Source organism: Arthrobacter sp. B3I9, assembly GCF_030816935.1.
GTDB lineage: Bacteria > Actinomycetota > Actinomycetes > Actinomycetales > Micrococcaceae > Arthrobacter.
In genome coordinates, this window is record NZ_JAUSYO010000001.1 from 3,116,308 (window position 1) to 3,132,968 (window position 16,661).

The following is a 16,661-nucleotide window of genomic DNA, read 5'->3' on the forward strand; positions in this document are numbered from 1 at the left end:
CCCGGGGCCCCGGACGCTGCAGGTGCTGGAAGGGGGCTAGCTGTCGCGGGCCACCGCGGCGTCGGAGACAATGTCGATCCGCCAGCCGGTGAGCTTGGCGGCGAGCCGTGCGTTCTGGCCTTCCTTGCCGATCGCGAGGGACAGCTGGTAGTCCGGAACGACGACGCGGGCGGAGCGGGTGGCTTCGTCCGTGATGGTGACCGAGTTCACTCTCGACGGCGACAGTGCGCTGGCGATGAAGGTTGCGGGATCGTCGCTGTAGTCGACGATGTCGATCTTCTCGTCGTTCAACTCTGTCATGACAGCCCGGACACGGGAGCCCATTTCGCCGATGCAGGCACCCTTGGCATTGATGCCTGAGGCGTTGGCCTTGACCGCAATCTTGGTGCGGTGACCGGCTTCGCGGGCCAGCGCCACGATCTCGACGGAACGGTCCGCGATTTCCGGGACCTCCATTTCGAAGAGCTTCCGGACCAGGCCGGGGTGCGAGCGGGAAAGCGTGATGGACGGGCCCTTGGTGCCGCGGTGCACATCGATCACGAAGGCGCGGAGGCGGTTGCCGTGGATGTACTTTTCGCCCGGTACCTGCTCGGGCGGCGGAAGCAGCGCCTCGACGGTGCCGAGGTTGACCTGGATCATGTGCGGGTTGTTGCCCTGCTGGATGGTTCCGGCCACCAGCTCGCCTTCGCGGCCCTTGAACTGGCCAAGGACGTTGTCGTCCTCGGCGTCGCGCAGGCGCTGCAGGATGATCTGGCGGGCCGTGCTGGCGGCGATGCGGCCAAAGCCGGCGGGGGTGTCTTCAAACTCGCCGATCGGCGCGCCGTCGTCGTCGATCTCGGTAGCCCAGATGGTCACGTGCCCGCTCTTGCGGTCCAGCTCCGCGCGGGCCTTCTCGAAGGCTCCGGGAGTCTTGTGGTAGGCCACCAGGAGGGCCTGCTCGATGGTCGGAATCAGGAGATCCAGCGGGATTTCGCGCTCACGCTCCAGGAGTCTCAGTGCGCTCATGTCAATATCCATCAGGCCTCCTCAGAAGGTCCATTATTTGCGTTTTCCAGCCCGGCCTCATCGAGGTGGCTGAACTCTATCTCGACTTTTCCACTGCGGATCCTGTCGAAAGGAATCTTGACCGGCTCGCCCTGTTTGGGCTTCATGCCCTTCTTCACGGCGATTTCCGGGATGAGGGTGACGCCGCCGTCATCCACGGAGTGGATCCTGCCGGTGACGTTCTCGCCCTGCAGGACGTTGACTTTGGCCATCCGACCGCGGGCACGGTGCCAGTGCCTCGGCTCGGTCAGGGGGCGCCCGACTCCGGGCGATGAAACCTCAAGTTCGTAAGGGCGGGCATCGGTGCTGGGATCGTCGTCCAGCATGTCGGACAGGGTCTTGGAGATCTCGGCGATGACGTCCAGGGTTACGCCGCCTGTCTCTTCCTGAGGCAGGTCCACCACAACGTGGACCACCCGGTTGGCGCCGGCGACCTGGATGGAGACGTCTTCAAGGTAGAGGCGGTTGGCGTGCACTGCGGGTTCAAGGAGGGCGTGCAGGCGCTGGGCCTCCAGATTCTGTGCGGGTGCGGCCTCAGCCTTCCCCGTCCCGGTCCGGTCTGATGAAGTCGTGGCTTCTGCGTTGGTCATGATGCCGGCCGCCTCCCGTTAGATGATGTTGTGTGTACTAGCCTAGCGATTTTCCAGGCGCCGTGGTGCACCGGGTTCCCGGCCAGCATGACAACATGGTCTGTTGTGAAAGAGGACACCGGGGAAAAGCAAGGGCGGGGGCTCACGGCCCGCTTACTGCCCCGCATTGCCCTCCTGGCCTGTATCGCCCTGGTGGCGCTCGGCATCGGTGTGGCGTTGACGCCCGGCACCCCGGAACCCGCCGCAGAACCGCCGTTTTCCGAGCGGGCCCGGGCTGCGGCCCTGAGCGAAACCCTGCGGCTCCGCGCGGCCGTCGAGCAGCTGGGCAGCACCGCGCCGGGCGCCGGACGGGCCCCGCTCACACAGACTGTGACATTGCTGACAACGCAGGCCAGGGCGCTGCTCTCCCCCGGCGGGGACGACCCCGCGGCGTTGTTTCCGCAGGAGCCGCAGACACCATCGGCTGCCGCTCCTACCCCCGCATCGGCGGCCGGGGTAGCTACCGAACTCGCGGCCAGCGCCGCGCAGCGGCTTGCGGATGCTGCGGTGGCCGACGGCGGCATGGCCCGGCTGCTCGCCGCCGTCGGAACCGCCCAGCTGCTGCAGGCATCAGCCCTCGCGGCGGGCACCGGCACGGACCTTCCCGCTCAGGCGGACCCCGCCGCCCCGCAGGTAACCGGCACGTGTCCGGCGGCCGTTGCGTCCGCCCCGCCGGCCGTTGAAACGCACGGCAGCGGCGCGACGGCTGCCCGCGCGCTCGAGGCCGCCGTACGGACCGAGCAGCAAAACGTCTATGGCTACCAGCTGGCGCTCACCCGGTTGCGCGGCGAACCGGCAAAGTCCGCCGCCAGCCAGCTGGCCCGCCATGAGGCACTCCTCACGGGAGCCCGGTCATTGAGCCTCGGCCGCTGCCTCACCCCTCCCCCGCCGGAGGCCGGCTATTCCCTGTCCCCGTCCTTCCTGGCTGCCCCCGCCGCCGGACTGACCGGACTGGAAGCCGGGTCACTGCCGGTCTATGGCGACCTGGTGGCGCTGAGTGATGGCGACGCCCGGCGCTGGGCCATCTCCGCCCTGCTGGAAACCGCGCGCGGGGCCGTCGTGTGGGGCGCCGAGCCGGGGTCCTTGCCCGGACTGCCAGCGGACCCGGAATCCTTCCCGCCACTGCCCGCGCCCACGCCCTCCCCTGCCCGCTCCCAGGGCGGGTGACTGCGCCGGCACTGTCCGGGGGCACTTTGAGCCTGCAAAGGGCAGCACTCCCGGGTGGATCACGGCGAGTCCGTGTCAATGTGCTCCCGCCCGGCAAGCCGCGGCCGGACGAAGCTCCGGCTTACATTGCTTAGCCTTCCAATACTGGCCAGTCGAGGGCGCCGATGCTTTGCTGTAACCATGGACAGCACGGACGCACCCGCCCTTCACCAGAACGAGCCGCACCGTAACGACCTCGCGCACCGCCTCAACTGGCTGCGTGCCGGCGTGCTGGGCGCCAACGACGGGATCGTCTCCGTCGCCGCGATCGTTGTCGGCGTCGCTGGTGTCACCACGGAGTCCGGCCCGATCCTGATCGCCGGTACCGCGGGCGTGGTGGGCGGGGCGATCTCCATGGCCCTGGGCGAATACGTCTCGGTCAGCAGCCAGAAGGACAGCCAGCAGGCGCTGATCGACAAGGAAAGGCTGGAACTGCTGGAGCAGCCCGAGGAAGAGCTGGAGGAGCTCGCCGCTATCTACCAGGGCAAGGGACTCAGTGCGGATACAGCCCGCACGGTTGCGATGGAACTCACCGCCCATGACGCCCTCGGCGCGCATCTCTCCGCGGAGCTCAACATCGACGAGACGGACATTGTCAGCCCCTGGCATGCCGCGTTTGCGTCCGCCATCGCCTTCCTGGCCGGAGCGGTCCTGCCCATGCTGGCCATCCTGCTGCCGCCGGAGAACATCCGGGTGCCGCTGACCTTCGTGGCCGTGCTCGTGGCCCTGGCCGCGACGGGGGCACTCGGCGCCTGGATTGGCGGGAGTTCGCGGCTCAAGGCGGCCGTCCGCGTGGTGGTGGGCGGCGCCCTGGCACTGGCCGCGACCTTCCTGATCGGCAACCTGCTCGGCGCAAGCGGCGTAGGCATCGGCTGACCGCGGCGCTGTCCGAAGCGCCCGGCGTCGCGGCGAACAACGAATTACGCTGGATCCGATGAGCACGCCTGCAGAGTTCCCGATTCCGCCCGGCCTGAGCCGGCGTTACAGCGCCACCGCGTCCGGCCGCGACTGGCTGGCGTCGCTCCCCCGGTTGATCCGCCGCTGCCTGGACCAGTGGGACCTGGCCCTGGACCTGGCGCCGGGATGCCTGCCCTGGCACGGCCACGGGGCCATGGTGTTGCCCGTCCTGCAACTGGCAGCCGAGGGCGGGACTCCTGTTTCCTCCGTGCTGAAAATCGCCTATCCGCACGACGAAGCACTCGCGGAACGGCAGGCGCTCACGCTGTGGGCGGGCGACGGCGCCGTCCGGCTGCTGGGCGCCGACGCCGATGGCGGCGCCCTGCTGCTGGAGCGCCTGGACGCGGGCCGCTCCCTGCGGGAGGTGCCCGTGGACACGGCAGTCCCCATCTGGGGAGACCTGGTCCGTCGGCTCGGCCTGCTGCCCGACGGCAGGCCGGAGTGGCAGGAGTTCGGCCAAATTGCCGCCCGTGCCGAACAGTGGAGCGACGAGCTGCCGGATACGTGGGAACGCCTGGGCCGTCCCTTCCCGCGCTGGCTGCTGGAAGCCGCACTGGAAGTCTGCCAGACGCGCGGGACCGTCGGCCGGCGCGCGGGCAAGGATGTGCTGGTCCATACCGACCTGCACTTCCGGAACGTCCTGGCCCGACCGGAACAGGCTGGCAGCGCGGCCGGCCCGGGCGCGGTCAGCTACGCCGCCATCAATCCGCAGCCCTTGGTCGGCGAAGCGGAATTCGCGGTGGCTCCCCTGCTATGGCACCGGATTCCCGAGCTGCCGCGTGCGGACCCGGAACGGGGACTGCTAAAGCGGTGCAGGGTCATAAGTGCCGCCGCCGGTCTTGACCCCGAAGCCGCCCGCCAGTGGAGCCTCGCCCGGGAAGTGGACAACGCCCTGGCGTATGCCTCGGCACCCCGGCGCGAGGGGGATGTGCTGCGCTCGCTTTGGGTGGCGAGCACGCTGGCCGGACGCACCCTGCCGGGGCTGCCCGCCGCGCACGACCTGCCGGTTCCGGGGACGGCTGCATTCTAGCGGGTGTCCGCGTGGACTGCCGCCACGGCGTCCCGGACCGCGCCGACCGCGGACGCCACATCGGCGTCGTCCGTGCTCCAGTTGCTGACCGAGATCCGCAGGATGTCCCGTTCCTGCCAGCGGGAACCGGACATCCAGACCCGCCCGTCGGCGATGATCCGTGCAGTGACCGCTCGCGTCGTGGCGTCGTCGCCAAAGGCCAGCGAGACCTGCGTGTAGTCGACGTCGTTCAGCACCTCAACGCCGTCCACCGCCGACAGCTGTTCGGCCAGCTGCGCGGCGCGGTGCACGAGCGTCCGGACCTGCGCGGCGACCCCGTCCCGGCCGAGCTCCTTTAGGGCCGCCCACACCGGCACGCCCCGGGCCCGGCGGGACAGCTCCGGGACGGTCTCAAACGGATCCGCGGGACCCTCCGCCTCCTGGATGAGGTAGCTGGTGTGCAGGCCCATGGCCGAACGGAGCGCACTGGAATCCCGGACCACTGCGATCCCGCAGTCATAGGGGACGTTGAGTGTCTTGTGCGCGTCGGTGCCCCAGGAGTCCGCCAGCTGCAGCCCGGCGGTCAGGGCAGAAAGCTCCGGCACGGCTGCTGCCCAGAGCCCGAACGCGCCATCCACGTGGACCCAGGCCCCGTGCGCCTTCGCGACGGCGATAGCCTCCCGGAACGGATCGAACGCTCCGGAATGCAGGTTCCCGGCCTGCAGGCAGACCAGCAGCGGGGCCGGCCCGGATGCGTCCAGCGCCACCCGGTCCAGGGCGCAGTCGAGTTCCGCGGCGTCGATCCTGCCCTGCCGGTCGGCGGGGACCACCGTGGGCCGTCCCAGCCCCAGGTACCGGAGACCAAGGTCCACGGTGTCGTGGCGTTCCTGCCCCACGAAACAATGAATGCGGGGGGCGCCAAACAGGCCGTCACGGTCAAGGTCCCAGCCGGCGTCGGCCAGCAGGCGCCACCGGGCCGCGGCGAGGCCAGTGAAGTTGGCCATCGTGGCACCGGTGGCGAAACCCACGCCCGATTCCTCCGGTAACCCCAGCAGTTCCAGCAGCCACTTGCCAGCGGCCTCTTCTATGGCGGCGGTCGCGGGAGTGGCAAAGCGCAATCCGGAGTTCTGGTCCCAGGCACTGACCAGCCAGTCCGCGGCAAGGGCGGCCGGGAGGGTGCCGCCGATAACCCAGCCAAAAAACCGTCCCGACGGCATGGCCATCAGCCCGGGTTCGGCCTTCGTGGCCAGGTACTCGACCACCTCCGCGGCCGGCATGCCGCCCGCCGGAAGTGGTCCGCCGAACTCCGCCGCGAGCCCGGAGGCGGTGGCGCCCGGACCGACCCGGCGGGTTTCCTGGCTCCCGAGCCACTGGCGCGCGTGCCGGACTGCGGCCTCCAGGGCGTCGCTGTAACGGTCCTCAGGTGCTGACATAGGTGCATGCTACGCCCGCGGCTTCCGTCCCGGGAATGGGCCCGGGAGTAGGTCCGGACTGCGCCTTCCGCAGGAGCGGGTCAGGCCAGCGAATCTTGCCAGATATCGGAACCGAGCTTGAGGATCAGCGCCGCCACCACCACGAGGAAAACGATCCGGATGAACCTGCTCCCCTGTTTGACCGCCGTCCGGGCGCCGAGGTAGCCGCCGGCCATATTGGCCGCGCCCAGCACCAGCCCAAGTCCCCACAGCAGCGAGCCGTGCGGAAGGAAGAACAGCAGGGCTCCGGCGTTGGTGGCCATGTTCACGATCTTGGCCTTGGCGCTGGCTTCCAGGAAGGCATACCCCATGGCCGAAACGAGCGCGATGATGAGGAACGAACCCGTCCCCCGGGCCGATCAGCCCGTCATAGAAACCGATCACGCCGCCGATGAGGCAGGCCACCACGTAGTGCCGGTGGCCGTCATGGCGCAACTTGGTCAGCTCCCCGACGCTCGGGCGGAACGCCGTGAACAACGCGACGGCCACGAGCGCGGCGACGATGATCGGCTTGAAGACACTTGCCGGGAGCGTGGCCGCGAGGATCGCGCCGCCAAAGCTCCCGGCCAGCGCAATGACCGCCATGGGCACGGCGGTGCGAAGGTCCGGCCGGACGCGCCGGTAGTACGTCACGGCACTTGTTGTGGTGCCGAAGATCGATCCCATCTTGTTCGTGGCCAGTGCCTGCACCGGGCTGATGCCCGGTACCAGCAGCATGACGGGCAACTGGATCAGTCCCCCGCCGCCCACGACGGCGTCCACCCAGCCCGCGCCGAAGCCGGCCACGACGATCAGGATGAGGGTGCTGAGCTCGATCGACTCGAGTCCTGAGATCACGCCTGCCTAGGCGGGCGTCAGCTGTTGCGGACGGCGTTGACCACGTAGTCAACAGCCTTCTCGACAGCAATGTTTTCGGCGTTGCCGCTGCGGCGGTCCTTGATCTCCACGACGCCGTCCACCAGCCCGCGCCCGACGGCGAGGATGGTGGGGACGCCGACGAGTTCGGCGTCGCCGAACTTGACGCCCGGGGACACCTTGGGACGGTCGTCGTAGATGACGTCGAGACCGGCGGCTTCGAGTTCACGGGAGAGCTTCTCGGCGGCGGCGAAGATCTCCTCGCCCCGGCCCACAGCCACCACGTGGACGTCGGCCGGAGCCACCGCACGCGGCCAGACCAGGCCCTTGTCGTCGTGGTTGGATTCGGCCAGGGCTGCCACGGCGCGGGTGACACCGACGCCGTAGGAGCCCATGGTCACGACAACCTGTTTGCCGTTCTGGTCCAGGACCTTCAGGTCGAGGGCCTCGGCGTACTTGCGGCCGAGCTGGAAGATGTGGCCCATTTCGATGCCGCGGGCGGTTTCCAGCGGGCCGGATCCGTCCGGGGCCTCGTCGCCGGCGCGGACCTCCGTGGCTTCGATGACGCCGTCCCAGCCGAAGTCCCGCCCGGCGACCAGGCCGAAGACGTGCTTGCCGGCCTCGTTGGCGCCGGTGATCCATGCCGAGCCGCTGACGACGCGCGGGTCCACGAGGTAGAGGAGCTTGGCGGCGCCTTCGGTGCCGAGCAGGGGCGCGTCCAGGGACAGGCCCGGGCCGAGGTAGCCCTTGACGATGAGCGGCTGCTTCTTGAGGTCTTCCTCGTTCGCGGCCTCGAGCGTGATCTCGCCGGCGATCGGCAGGAAGGACCCGATGTTCGCCTCGACGCGCTTGAGGTCCACGCCGCGGTCGCCCGGCACGCCGATGACCAGGATCTGGCGTTCCCCGGTGGGCAGGGTGACGGCGAGCACGACGTTCTTGAGCGTGTCCGCGGCCGTCCACGCGCCGCCGTCGCCCTCCGCGCGGGGAGCCAGGACGTTTGCGGCGTCCACGAGCGTCTCGATCGTGGGGGTGTCCGGGGTGTCCCGGACCTCGGCGGCGGGGGCGTCGGTGTAGTCGATGTCGGCAGGAACAACCGTGGTGACCGCCTCGACGTTGGCGGCGTAGCCTCCGGCCGACCGCACGAAGGTGTCCTCGCCGATCTCGGTGGGGTGCAGGAATTCCTCGCTCTTGGACCCGCCCATCGCCCCGGCGGTGGCCGCAACGGGAACCACCTCGAGGCCGAGGCGCGCAAAGATGTTCAGGTACGCCCTGCGGTGCGCCGCGTAGCTGTCGTCCAGCCCGGCGTCGTCGACGTCGAAGGAGTAGGAATCCTTCATGATGAACTCGCGGCCGCGCAGCAGGCCGGCCCGGGGGCGTGCCTCGTCGCGGTACTTGTTCTGGATCTGGTAGATGCTCAGCGGCAGGTCCTTGTACGAGGAGTACAGGTCCTTCACGAGCAGGGTGAACATCTCCTCGTGGGTGGGCGCCAGCAGGTAGTCGTTGCCTTTGCGGTCCTTGAGCCGGAAGATACCTTCGCCGTACTCGGTCCAGCGGTTGGTGGCCTCATAGGGCTCCTTAGGCAGCAGCGCAGGGAAGTGCACTTCCTGCGCGCCGATGGCTGACATCTCCTCGCGGATGACCTGCTCGACCTTGCGCAGCACACTCAGGCCCAGCGGCAGCCAGGTGTAGATGCCCGGTGCGGCCCGGCGGATATAGCCGGCGCGCACCAGCAGGCGGTGGCTGGCCACTTCGGCGTCGGCGGGATCTTCACGCAGGGTGCGCAGGAACAGCTGGGAGAGTCGAAGGACCACTGGAGGGATTTCCGTTTCTGGGAGTGCAGGGCAACTCAGTAAGACCGAGCAGAACTGGGTGAACCGTCTAGGTACGAACAGTCTAGGTACTAATCTACCGTCAGCCCGGACGCGGAAGAGCCACGCCATGGCTGGAGGAAGCCCCTGGCCGGTCCCCGGCTGGTCATCCCGACATGGCGTGGCTCTGCGGCCCCCATCACCGCCAGATCTCCGGCTCTGAGCTGCCCGGGCCGCCCCGAGGGGCGTTTGCGGACAGGAGTACCCGTGGCCGCGCGTGCGCGAGCGGCACGACTAGGTCGAACTTATGCGATGCCCGCCGCGAAAACAAGAGTAAGCATTCGGTTAGTGGCTTGCTGGTCCGGACGCGGCCCGACGGCGGCACAGGCTAGAAGAGAACCGTCGCGAACGTGCCGACCTGCCGGAAGCCCACCCGCTCGTACGTGGCCCGGGCCCGGGCGTTGAAGTCGTTGACATAGAGGCTGGTGACCGGTGCGAGGTTCTGTGCGAGGTCCACGACGGCGGCCATGTAGCCGGCGCTTTCACCGCGCCCGCGGTAGGCCGGATTCATCCAGACGCCCTGGACCTGGGTCACTTCCCTGGTGACCGCTCCCAGTTCGGCCTTGAACACCACGACGCCCTCCTCGTTGAGGTGCACCAGTGAATGTCCTTGGCGGATCAACCCCTTCACGCGACGGCTGTAATACTCCCGGCCGCCCAGATAGGGCGAGTAGCCGACTTCCTCCTCGAACATGGCCGCGCACGCCGGCAGGATCCTGTCGAAATCCGCGAGCTGGCCTAAGCCAAGGGCCGGATTCGCCGGGACGGCAGGAGGCCCCGAGATGGACATCAGCGGTTGGTCATTCCGGATTTCGTGGGCCTCGTGGCCCAACTGCTCGAGGCCGGCGTACAGTGCCAGCACCGTCTCGGCCGGACCGAAGATGGATGCGTAGCGACGCCCGGAGGTGTTCCCCGCCGTCGCGACGAGGCCGGCGAATTCCGGGTCGAGCTGCACCGGCACCAGGTTCGCGCCGGCCCAGCAGGCACCCAGGAGTATCCCGCCGTCGAACACTCCAAGAATGCTCGCTCCCCCGGCCGTCGGAGCAGCCGAACCGGCTGCTTCAAGATGGGAAAGGATGAAGACGTTCGCGACCGGGTCCCGTTCCGCAAGCTCCAGCAGTTGTGCTGTGTCCGAACCCGACAGGATCCGGACGGCGGCGCCGGACTCGGCGCCGTCCCTACGAGACGCTAACCACGGGGCTACCCTTGACAGCATCTTCGCCATCGGCCTCACCCATCTCTTCAGCGATACGCATGGCTTCTTCGATCAGTGTCTCAACAATCTGGTCCTCGGGAACAGTCTTGATGACTTCACCCCTCACGAAGATCTGCCCCTTGCCGTTTCCGGACGCAACCCCGAGGTCGGCTTCGCGGGCTTCACCCGGACCGTTCACGACGCAGCCCATGACGGCCACGCGCAGCGGAATCTCCATGCCTTCCAGGCCGGCCGTTACCTGCTCTGCGAGCGTGTAGACGTCCACCTGGGCACGGCCGCACGACGGGCAGGAGACGATCTCGAGCTTGCGCGGCCGCAGGTTGAGGGACTGCAGAATCTGGTTGCCGACCTTGATCTCCTCGACCGGCGGGGCCGACAGGGACACCCGGATGGTGTCTCCGATACCGCGGGAGAGCAGGGCGCCGAAGGCGGTGGCCGACTTGATGGTGCCCTGGAACGCCGGTCCGGCCTCCGTGACGCCGAGGTGCAGCGGCCAGTCGCCCTTTTCGGCGAGCATCTCGTAGGCGGCCACCATGATCACGGGGTCGTTGTGCTTGACGGAGATCTTGAAGTCGTGGAACCCGTGCTCCTCGAACAGCGACGCTTCCCAGACCGCGGACTCCACGAGGGCCTCCGGCGTTGCCTTGCCGTACTTCTTGAGGATGCCGGGCTCCAGGGAACCGGCGTTGACGCCGATCCGGATCGAGGTGCCATGGTCCTTGGCGGCCCTGGCGATCTCCTTGACCTGGTCATCGAACTTCCGGATGTTTCCCGGGTTCACGCGCACTGCGGCGCAGCCGGCCTCGATGGCAGCGAAGACGTACTTGGGCTGGAAGTGGATGTCCGCGATGACCGGGATCTGGGACTTCCGGGCAATGATGGGCAGCGCTTCGGCGTCGTCCGCGGACGGGCAGGCCACACGCACGATGTCGCAGCCCGAGGCCGTGAGCTCAGCGATCTGCTGCAGCGTGGCGTTGATGTCGGTGGTCGGCGTAGTGGTCATCGACTGCACGCTGATCGGGAAATCCGAGCCGACGCCCACCGAGCCCACCTTGATCTGCCGGGTCTTCCGGCGCGGGGCGAGTACGGGGGGCGGTGCTGACGGCATTCCCAGGCTGACCGAGGTCACATGGACTCCTTTGGGGATCGAACGATCGAAGGTCTGTTGCAGACCGGGTAGGCGGCGCGCGGACCGGTTAGGCGTGGTTGGCCAGGAGGCCGGTGATAGGCGCCCAGACGGTGCTGCGGGTGCCGGAGATGGCGCCGGCGGCGGCGAACGGATCCTGCTTGAGGATCTCGTTCAGGGCCATCTCATCGGCCGCCTTGACGATCAGGAGCGCTCCCGCACCGTCGCCGTAGGGGCCGCTGGCGAGCAGCGTGCCCTCCTGGGCCAGTCCCGACGTCCATTCGCGGTGCGCGGGGCGGGTGGCGTTGCGGACTTCGGTGGATTCGGCGTCGTACACATACTCAACAGCAAAAACAGTCATATGGACACACTATCGCCCCCGGCGGCCCGGCACCCATCCGGCCGCCCGACGGTACGGCCCGACGACGGCCCGACGGTACGGCCCGCGGCAGTGCCTGGGGCAGCACGGGGCAGCACGGGGGCAGCACGGTCAGCCGAGAAAGTACACCTTGGCCAGCGCTGCCATGCCCGCCGCCCACAGCATGGAGGTGAGGGTCCCGATGATGAACCGCTCCGCCGCCACGGGTGTTTCCTTCAGCTCGGCGAAGCGCCCCAGGCCCTTGATGGCGACCACGTAGGCGATCGCGACCGGCTGTCCGGCCAGGACGGCAAGGCACACCGCCAGCCGTTCCAGGATGCCGATTATCGCCCCTCCCCGCAGGATCCGGGCGCTGCTGACCACGTCTACTCCCTCGACGCCAGCCGCTGCCGCGGGGACGACGTCGGTTGTGGTGTCCGCAGCAGGATCGCCGACGGCGGCCCGGTCATCGGCTGCCCCGCCGTCGCCTGCCCTGCCAGCGCCGGTCCGGTCGTCGCCGGTCCGGTCGTCGATGGTCCGGTCGTCAATGGTCCGGGCCAGCCGGAAGACCAGGGCCGTGACCGGCCAGCCGGCGAACCCGGCCGCGAGCAGGGCCAGGCTGATCCACAGGGCGTTCACCGGTCTCCTTCCGGGGTGCGTTCTGCACCGGGGCAGTCCGTTCCCGTGATTAGTCCATGCGCGAGGGACAGCAGCGACTCGGCCGCCGGCCTCGCCGCCCACTCTTCCTGCCAGCCGGAGCGCAACAGGGCGCGGCTTACCGATTGTTCGGTGATGCCGAGTTTCCCGGCCGCGATTTTCTGGGTGCCGTGCATGCTTGCCTGTCCCTGCTGCACGGAGCGCAGGACGTCCAGGACTTTCCACTGGGCGTCGGTGCGGTCCTGGACGAGCCGGCCGATCAGCCGGAGCACAGCCTCGGCGTTGGCGCAGGCCCTGGCGCCTGGGGATGCTCCAGCACCCCCGCCGGCAACACCGGCGGACGGCCCATGCGTCGGCACGGAATGTCCCCGCCGGGCACCGCCGGGAACGACGGCGAGCGGCACATGGGCGGCCGAGGCTTTGGCGCGGTCCACCGCCAGGCGGGCGGCCACGAAGGCGGGACCGGATCCTTCCCGCGGGCTCGCCGGCAGCGGCAGGTCCACGGAGCCTACTCCGATCCCCACGTACCAGCGGTCACCACGCAGGGCATGCAGGGCGACCTCCACCACCTCTTCCGGCCGCTCCAGAACGCCCTGCACCTCGTCGCCGACCGAGCGTTCGAACCGGCCGGCGCTGGACAGCGCGGACAGCGCGGACAGCTCAGCGAGCAGCTCCGGGACGCGGTCGACGTCGGAAGTGCTCCCCCGCTGGTCGATGGTCAGAACGTACATGAGCCCAGCGTAGGGTGCCAGGCGCGGCTAATCAATCGATTACAACTGATTTATCCGAATTAGCCGCTTTCGGCTGATATTTGAATCTCACCGCATTCCGGTTCAGATCGGGGGCTTCCGTCGAACTGGAGAGCCCGGGCTCGGCTGAACTGCCCCGACCAGGAGGCCAGCCTAACCGAAAAGGTTGACCGGCTTCACGATGTCAGCGTAAATCAGCAGCGCGCCCATGCCCATCAGCAGCGCCGCCACCACGTAGGTCACGGGAAGCAGCTTGGCGATGTCGAAGGCACCGGGGTCCGGGCGGCCGAACAGTTTGGCGATCCTCCTCCGGGCGCCCTCATACAGCGCGCCCGCGATGTGGCCGCCGTCGAGCGGCAACAGCGGAACGAGGTTGAAGACCGCCAGAGCAAAGTTGAGTCCGGCCAGCAGGCCCACCAGGGCGGCGAGCCGGGACTGCAGCGGGACCTGCTCCATCGCCGCAACCTCGCCGGCCACCCGGCCGACACCGACCACGCTGATGGGTCCGTTGGGGTCCCGGGGCTCCTCGCTGAAGGCAGCCCTCGCCACCCCGGCCACCCGCGCCGGGAGGTTAAGCACGACGCCGGCCACCTGCTTGATGTTCTCGCCCGCCATCGGGAGCACGGCCGTCGCCGGTTGCTGCACCAGCGCGGTCTGCGCCCCGATGCCCAGGAATCCGACGTCCTGGTAAAGCAGCTTGCCGCTGGCGTCAGTGGCCTGGCGGCCGTCGTCGCCGATTACCGGCCGGGCCGAGAGGACCGGGGTAACCGTGGTGGTGACCGGGACGCCGTCGCGCTGCACCGTGATGCTGACCTGCTTGTCCGCAGAGGCGCGGATCAAGCCGGTGAGTTCATCCCAGCCGGTTACGGTCCTGCCGTCGAAGCCCATGATGACGTCGTTGGGTTTGAGCCCGGCAGCCGCAGCCGGCGTGAGCTTGCAGTCGGAGGAGTCAGGGTCCACCGTCTCGCCGGCCTTGACCTGGCACTTGGAGACCTCCGCGATGGTTGTGGTCTGCGCCGCGACGCCGAAGCCCATCAGCAGCACGGCGGTGAGCACGACGCCGATCAGCAGGTTCATGGCCGGGCCGCCGAGCATGATGATGATCTTCTTCCAGACGGGGAGGCGGTAGAAGACACGGTTTTCGTCCCCCGGGCCGACTTCCTCGTGGGCCATGGAGCGGGCATCACTGGCAAGCGACTGGAACATGCCGGTGCTGGAGGGCCGTACGGTGCCGTCCTCCTTGTTCGGCGGGTACATGCCGATCATGGAGACGAAGCCGCCGAGCGGGATGGCTTTGAAGCCGTATTCCGTCTCGCCCTTCCGCCGGGACCAGACGGTGGGGCCGAAGCCGATCATGTACTTGGTGACGCGGACCCTGAACAGCTTGGCCGGCAACAGGTGTCCCACCTCGTGCAGGGCGATGGACACGGCGATGCCGATCGCCACAAAGACGACACCGAGGATAAAGAGGAGGACGGGGCTCATGCTGTGATCTGCTGCTTCCTAGACGCTTCTGACGGCCAAACGTTCGTGGGTGCGGGCGCGTGCCCACCGTTCAGCATCCAGCACGGACTCCACCGTCAGCCCGGAGGACCCTGTGTGTTCGCTGAGTACGGCTTCGATGGTATCTACGATGTCGGTGAAGCGGATCCGGCCCGCGTGGAAGGCCATCACCGCCTCCTCGTTCGCGGCGTTGAAGACTGCGGGGTACGTGCTCCCCTGCCTGGCTGCGTCCTTGGCCAGCCCGACGGCGGGGAAGGCCGCGGTATCGAGCGGCTCAAAGGTCCAACTGGTGGCCTTGGTCCAGTCGCAGGCCGGGGCGGCCCCGGCGACGCGGTCCGGCCAGCCAAGGCCCAGGGCGATCGGCAGGCGCATGTCCGGCGGCGAGGCCTGGGCAATGGTGGAGCCGTCAATGAACTGCACCATCGAGTGCACCACGGACTGCGGGTGCACCACGACGTCGATCTTCTCCAGCGGGATGTCGAAGAGCAGGTGCGCCTCGATCACCTCAAGGCCCTTGTTGACGAGGCTGGCGGAGTTGGTGGTGACCATCAGGCCCATATCCCAGGTGGGGTGCGCGAGGGCATCCTGCGGGGACACATCGTGGAGCTGCTCCCGGGTCTTGCCGCGGAAGGGCCCGCCGGAGGCCGTGAGGACCAGGCGGTCCACTTCAGCGGCGGTGCCCGAGCGCAGGCACTGGGCGATCGCCGAATGCTCGGAGTCCACCGGGACGATCTGGCCGTCCCGGGCTGCGGCTTTGACGAGGGAGCCGCCAACGATCAGGGATTCCTTGTTGGCCAGCGCCAGGGTGGCGCCGGAGCGGAGCGCGGCCAGGGTGGGGGCCAGGCCGATCGAGCCGGTGATGCCGTTCAGGACGACGTCGGCTTCAATCTCCGCGATCCGGGCGGACGCGTCGGGGCCGGTGATGATCTCCGGGCGGTAGCCTGTCACGCCGGCCGCGCGGGCGGCGTCGTCGATCAGGTCCTGGAGCGCCGCGGCGCTCCCGCTGGCGATGCCGACCGCCCGGGCGCGGGTGTGCACGGCCTGCCGCGCCAGGAGCTCGGGGTTGCCGCCGCCGGCGCTGAGGGCCACGACGTCGAAAAGGTGCGGGGCGCCGTCGACGACGTCAATCGCCTGTGTGCCGATGGAACCGGTGGATCCGAGGAGGACGATTTTGCGCGGCTGCATGGGTTAAGTATCGCGCACCGGGGGCGTGGCCCCATTCCGCGAGTCATCGGACCGCCGGGGCCGGGCGTTTAGCCGAACAAGAGCTCCGTCATGCCCTTGGCCATGGTCGAGACAGCTCCGGCGTAAGCAATGATGACCACGATTCCCCGGACGACGCCCGGGCGGATCCGCGCCGAGAGGACATCGCCGGCCGCGATGCCCGCCACCATGGACCCCAGGATGCCCAGCCACTGCCAGGTCTCAAGGGCCGGCAGGTGGCCGCCGGAAAAGAGGTATTTGGTCAGGAGCGAGGAGAGCCCGGTGGTGATGAAGTACGGCTGCAGCGTGGCGCCGAAGGTCTTCTGGTCCCAGCGGGTGGCGACGGCGTAGGCGGTGATCGCCGGCCCGCCGACGCCGGCCGCCGCGTTCATCAGGCCGCTGGAAAATCCCAGTCCGACCATGGGAACCGGGCCGCTCGCGCGCCAGGAGCTGCGGTTCAGCCGCTGGGACGCCAGCAGGGCAAGAACGAGGAGCACGCCGATGCAGATCTCCAGGGGCGCCGGGGGGACGTGGCTGGCCAGCCAGGCGCCGGGAACCACGCCGAGCAGGGCGGAGGGGGCGAGGCCGGCGTAGCGCCGCCAGTTGACGTGCCGCCACACCCTGGACAGGATCAGCAGCGACGACGACGCGCCGCAGAGGTTGATGATCATCACGCCGTCAAAGGGACCGAGCAGGACCACGAGGACCGGGGATACGAGCAGGCCGAAGCCGAGGCCGGCCAGGCGCTGGGCCAGTGCCCCTGCCACTACGGCGATGAGCACCAGAGCAAACATGCTTCGATCCTAGTG

15 protein-coding genes and 1 pseudogene are annotated in these 16,661 nt (G+C 68.7%); 3 read left to right on the forward strand and 13 right to left on the reverse strand.

The window, feature by feature from the left end; genetic code table 11:
• Nucleotides 1–36 precede the first annotated feature (36 nt).
• Together nusA and rimP are read right to left on the reverse strand one after the other, a co-directional pair.
• The gene (gene nusA, locus QFZ65_RS14510; RefSeq protein WP_306911412.1) at nucleotides 37–1,017 is read right to left on the reverse strand and encodes a transcription termination factor NusA; all 981 of its coding nucleotides are present in this window, start codon (nucleotides 1,015–1,017) and stop codon (nucleotides 37–39) included.
• Nucleotides 1,017–1,634 carry a ribosome maturation factor RimP gene (gene rimP, locus QFZ65_RS14515; RefSeq protein WP_306911413.1) on the reverse strand — a complete coding sequence of 206 codons (618 nt, stop codon included), beginning with the start codon at nucleotides 1,632–1,634 and terminating at the stop codon, nucleotides 1,017–1,019. Before rimP ends, nusA begins: the two co-directional genes overlap by 1 nt.
• Nucleotides 1,635–1,739: 105 nt before the next feature.
• Between rimP and QFZ65_RS14520 the strand changes: the two genes are divergently transcribed.
• From QFZ65_RS14520 to QFZ65_RS14530, 3 genes are all read left to right on the forward strand, one after another.
• Nucleotides 1,740–2,840, forward strand: a complete 1,101-nt coding sequence (locus tag QFZ65_RS14520) for a DUF4439 domain-containing protein (RefSeq protein ID WP_306911414.1) — start codon at nucleotides 1,740–1,742, stop codon at nucleotides 2,838–2,840.
• A gap of 180 nt (nucleotides 2,841–3,020) precedes the next feature.
• Nucleotides 3,021–3,755, forward strand: coding sequence for a VIT family protein (locus QFZ65_RS14525; protein WP_306911415.1), 735 nt, complete (start codon nucleotides 3,021–3,023; stop codon nucleotides 3,753–3,755).
• Between the two features lie 58 nt (nucleotides 3,756–3,813).
• Nucleotides 3,814–4,866 carry an aminoglycoside phosphotransferase family protein gene (locus QFZ65_RS14530; RefSeq protein ID WP_306911416.1) on the forward strand — a complete coding sequence of 351 codons (1,053 nt, stop codon included), beginning with the start codon at nucleotides 3,814–3,816 and terminating at the stop codon, nucleotides 4,864–4,866.
• Here QFZ65_RS14530 and QFZ65_RS14535 read toward each other — a convergent pair.
• From QFZ65_RS14535 to QFZ65_RS14585, 11 genes and pseudogenes are all read right to left on the reverse strand, one after another.
• Nucleotides 4,863–6,278 carry a pyridoxal-dependent decarboxylase gene (locus QFZ65_RS14535; protein WP_306911417.1) on the reverse strand — a complete coding sequence of 472 codons (1,416 nt, stop codon included), beginning with the start codon at nucleotides 6,276–6,278 and terminating at the stop codon, nucleotides 4,863–4,865. The genes QFZ65_RS14530 and QFZ65_RS14535 overlap by 4 nt on opposite strands.
• 80 nt (nucleotides 6,279–6,358) lie before the next feature.
• Nucleotides 6,359–7,154, reverse strand: a pseudogene (locus tag QFZ65_RS14540) (sulfite exporter TauE/SafE family protein).
• A 17-nt stretch (nucleotides 7,155–7,171) separates the two neighbouring features.
• Nucleotides 7,172–8,983, reverse strand: coding sequence for a proline--tRNA ligase (locus tag QFZ65_RS14545; RefSeq protein ID WP_306911418.1), 1,812 nt, complete (start codon nucleotides 8,981–8,983; stop codon nucleotides 7,172–7,174).
• Nucleotides 8,984–9,368: 385 nt separating this feature from the next.
• Nucleotides 9,369–10,256, reverse strand: coding sequence for a GNAT family N-acetyltransferase (locus QFZ65_RS14550; RefSeq protein ID WP_306912594.1), 888 nt, complete (start codon nucleotides 10,254–10,256; stop codon nucleotides 9,369–9,371).
• The gene (ispG, locus tag QFZ65_RS14555; RefSeq protein WP_306911419.1) at nucleotides 10,219–11,385 is read right to left on the reverse strand and encodes a flavodoxin-dependent (E)-4-hydroxy-3-methylbut-2-enyl-diphosphate synthase; all 1,167 of its coding nucleotides are present in this window, start codon (nucleotides 11,383–11,385) and stop codon (nucleotides 10,219–10,221) included. The genes QFZ65_RS14550 and ispG overlap by 38 nt, the downstream gene beginning before the upstream one ends.
• A 67-nt stretch (nucleotides 11,386–11,452) precedes the next feature.
• On the reverse strand, nucleotides 11,453–11,743 hold the full coding sequence (locus tag QFZ65_RS14560; protein WP_306911420.1) for a YciI family protein: 291 nt from the start codon (nucleotides 11,741–11,743) through the stop codon (nucleotides 11,453–11,455).
• A 129-nt stretch (nucleotides 11,744–11,872) separates the two neighbouring features.
• Nucleotides 11,873–12,379 (reverse strand): hypothetical protein, encoded by a 507-nt coding sequence (locus tag QFZ65_RS14565; protein WP_306911421.1) that lies wholly within the window; start codon nucleotides 12,377–12,379, stop codon nucleotides 11,873–11,875.
• The gene (locus QFZ65_RS14570; RefSeq protein WP_306911422.1) at nucleotides 12,376–13,128 is read right to left on the reverse strand and encodes a MarR family transcriptional regulator; all 753 of its coding nucleotides are present in this window, start codon (nucleotides 13,126–13,128) and stop codon (nucleotides 12,376–12,378) included. The genes QFZ65_RS14565 and QFZ65_RS14570 overlap by 4 nt, the downstream gene beginning before the upstream one ends.
• A 171-nt stretch (nucleotides 13,129–13,299) precedes the next feature.
• Nucleotides 13,300–14,631, reverse strand: a complete 1,332-nt coding sequence (locus QFZ65_RS14575; protein WP_306911423.1) for an RIP metalloprotease — start codon at nucleotides 14,629–14,631, stop codon at nucleotides 13,300–13,302.
• Between the two features lie 18 nt (nucleotides 14,632–14,649).
• Entirely contained in the window at nucleotides 14,650–15,834 is a 1,185-nt protein-coding gene (gene dxr, locus QFZ65_RS14580) for a 1-deoxy-D-xylulose-5-phosphate reductoisomerase (protein ID WP_306911424.1), read from the reverse strand.
• Nucleotides 15,835–15,902: 68 nt separating this feature from the next.
• The gene (locus tag QFZ65_RS14585) at nucleotides 15,903–16,646 is read right to left on the reverse strand and encodes a sulfite exporter TauE/SafE family protein (protein WP_306911425.1); all 744 of its coding nucleotides are present in this window, start codon (nucleotides 16,644–16,646) and stop codon (nucleotides 15,903–15,905) included.
• Nucleotides 16,647–16,661 lie beyond the last annotated feature (15 nt).

Coding starts and splice junctions, on each gene's coding strand:
- QFZ65_RS14575 (WP_306911423.1), bottom strand. CDS start 14,631: ATGAGCCCCGTCCTCCTCTTTATCCTCGGTGTCGTCTTTGTGGCGATC.
- QFZ65_RS14570 (WP_306911422.1), bottom strand. CDS start 13,128: ATGTACGTTCTGACCATCGACCAGCGGGGGAGCACTTCCGACGTCGAC.
- QFZ65_RS14560 (WP_306911420.1), bottom strand. CDS start 11,743: ATGACTGTTTTTGCTGTTGAGTATGTGTACGACGCCGAATCCACCGAA.
- dxr (WP_306911424.1), bottom strand. CDS start 15,834: ATGCAGCCGCGCAAAATCGTCCTCCTCGGATCCACCGGTTCCATCGGC.
- QFZ65_RS14585 (WP_306911425.1), bottom strand. CDS start 16,646: ATGTTTGCTCTGGTGCTCATCGCCGTAGTGGCAGGGGCACTGGCCCAG.
- QFZ65_RS14535 (WP_306911417.1), bottom strand. CDS start 6,278: ATGTCAGCACCTGAGGACCGTTACAGCGACGCCCTGGAGGCCGCAGTC.
- rimP (WP_306911413.1), bottom strand. CDS start 1,634: ATGACCAACGCAGAAGCCACGACTTCATCAGACCGGACCGGGACGGGG.
- QFZ65_RS14530 (WP_306911416.1), top strand. CDS start 3,814: ATGAGCACGCCTGCAGAGTTCCCGATTCCGCCCGGCCTGAGCCGGCGT.
- QFZ65_RS14525 (WP_306911415.1), top strand. CDS start 3,021: ATGGACAGCACGGACGCACCCGCCCTTCACCAGAACGAGCCGCACCGT.
- QFZ65_RS14550 (WP_306912594.1), bottom strand. CDS start 10,256: ATGCTGTCAAGGGTAGCCCCGTGGTTAGCGTCTCGTAGGGACGGCGCC.
- nusA (WP_306911412.1), bottom strand. CDS start 1,017: ATGGATATTGACATGAGCGCACTGAGACTCCTGGAGCGTGAGCGCGAA.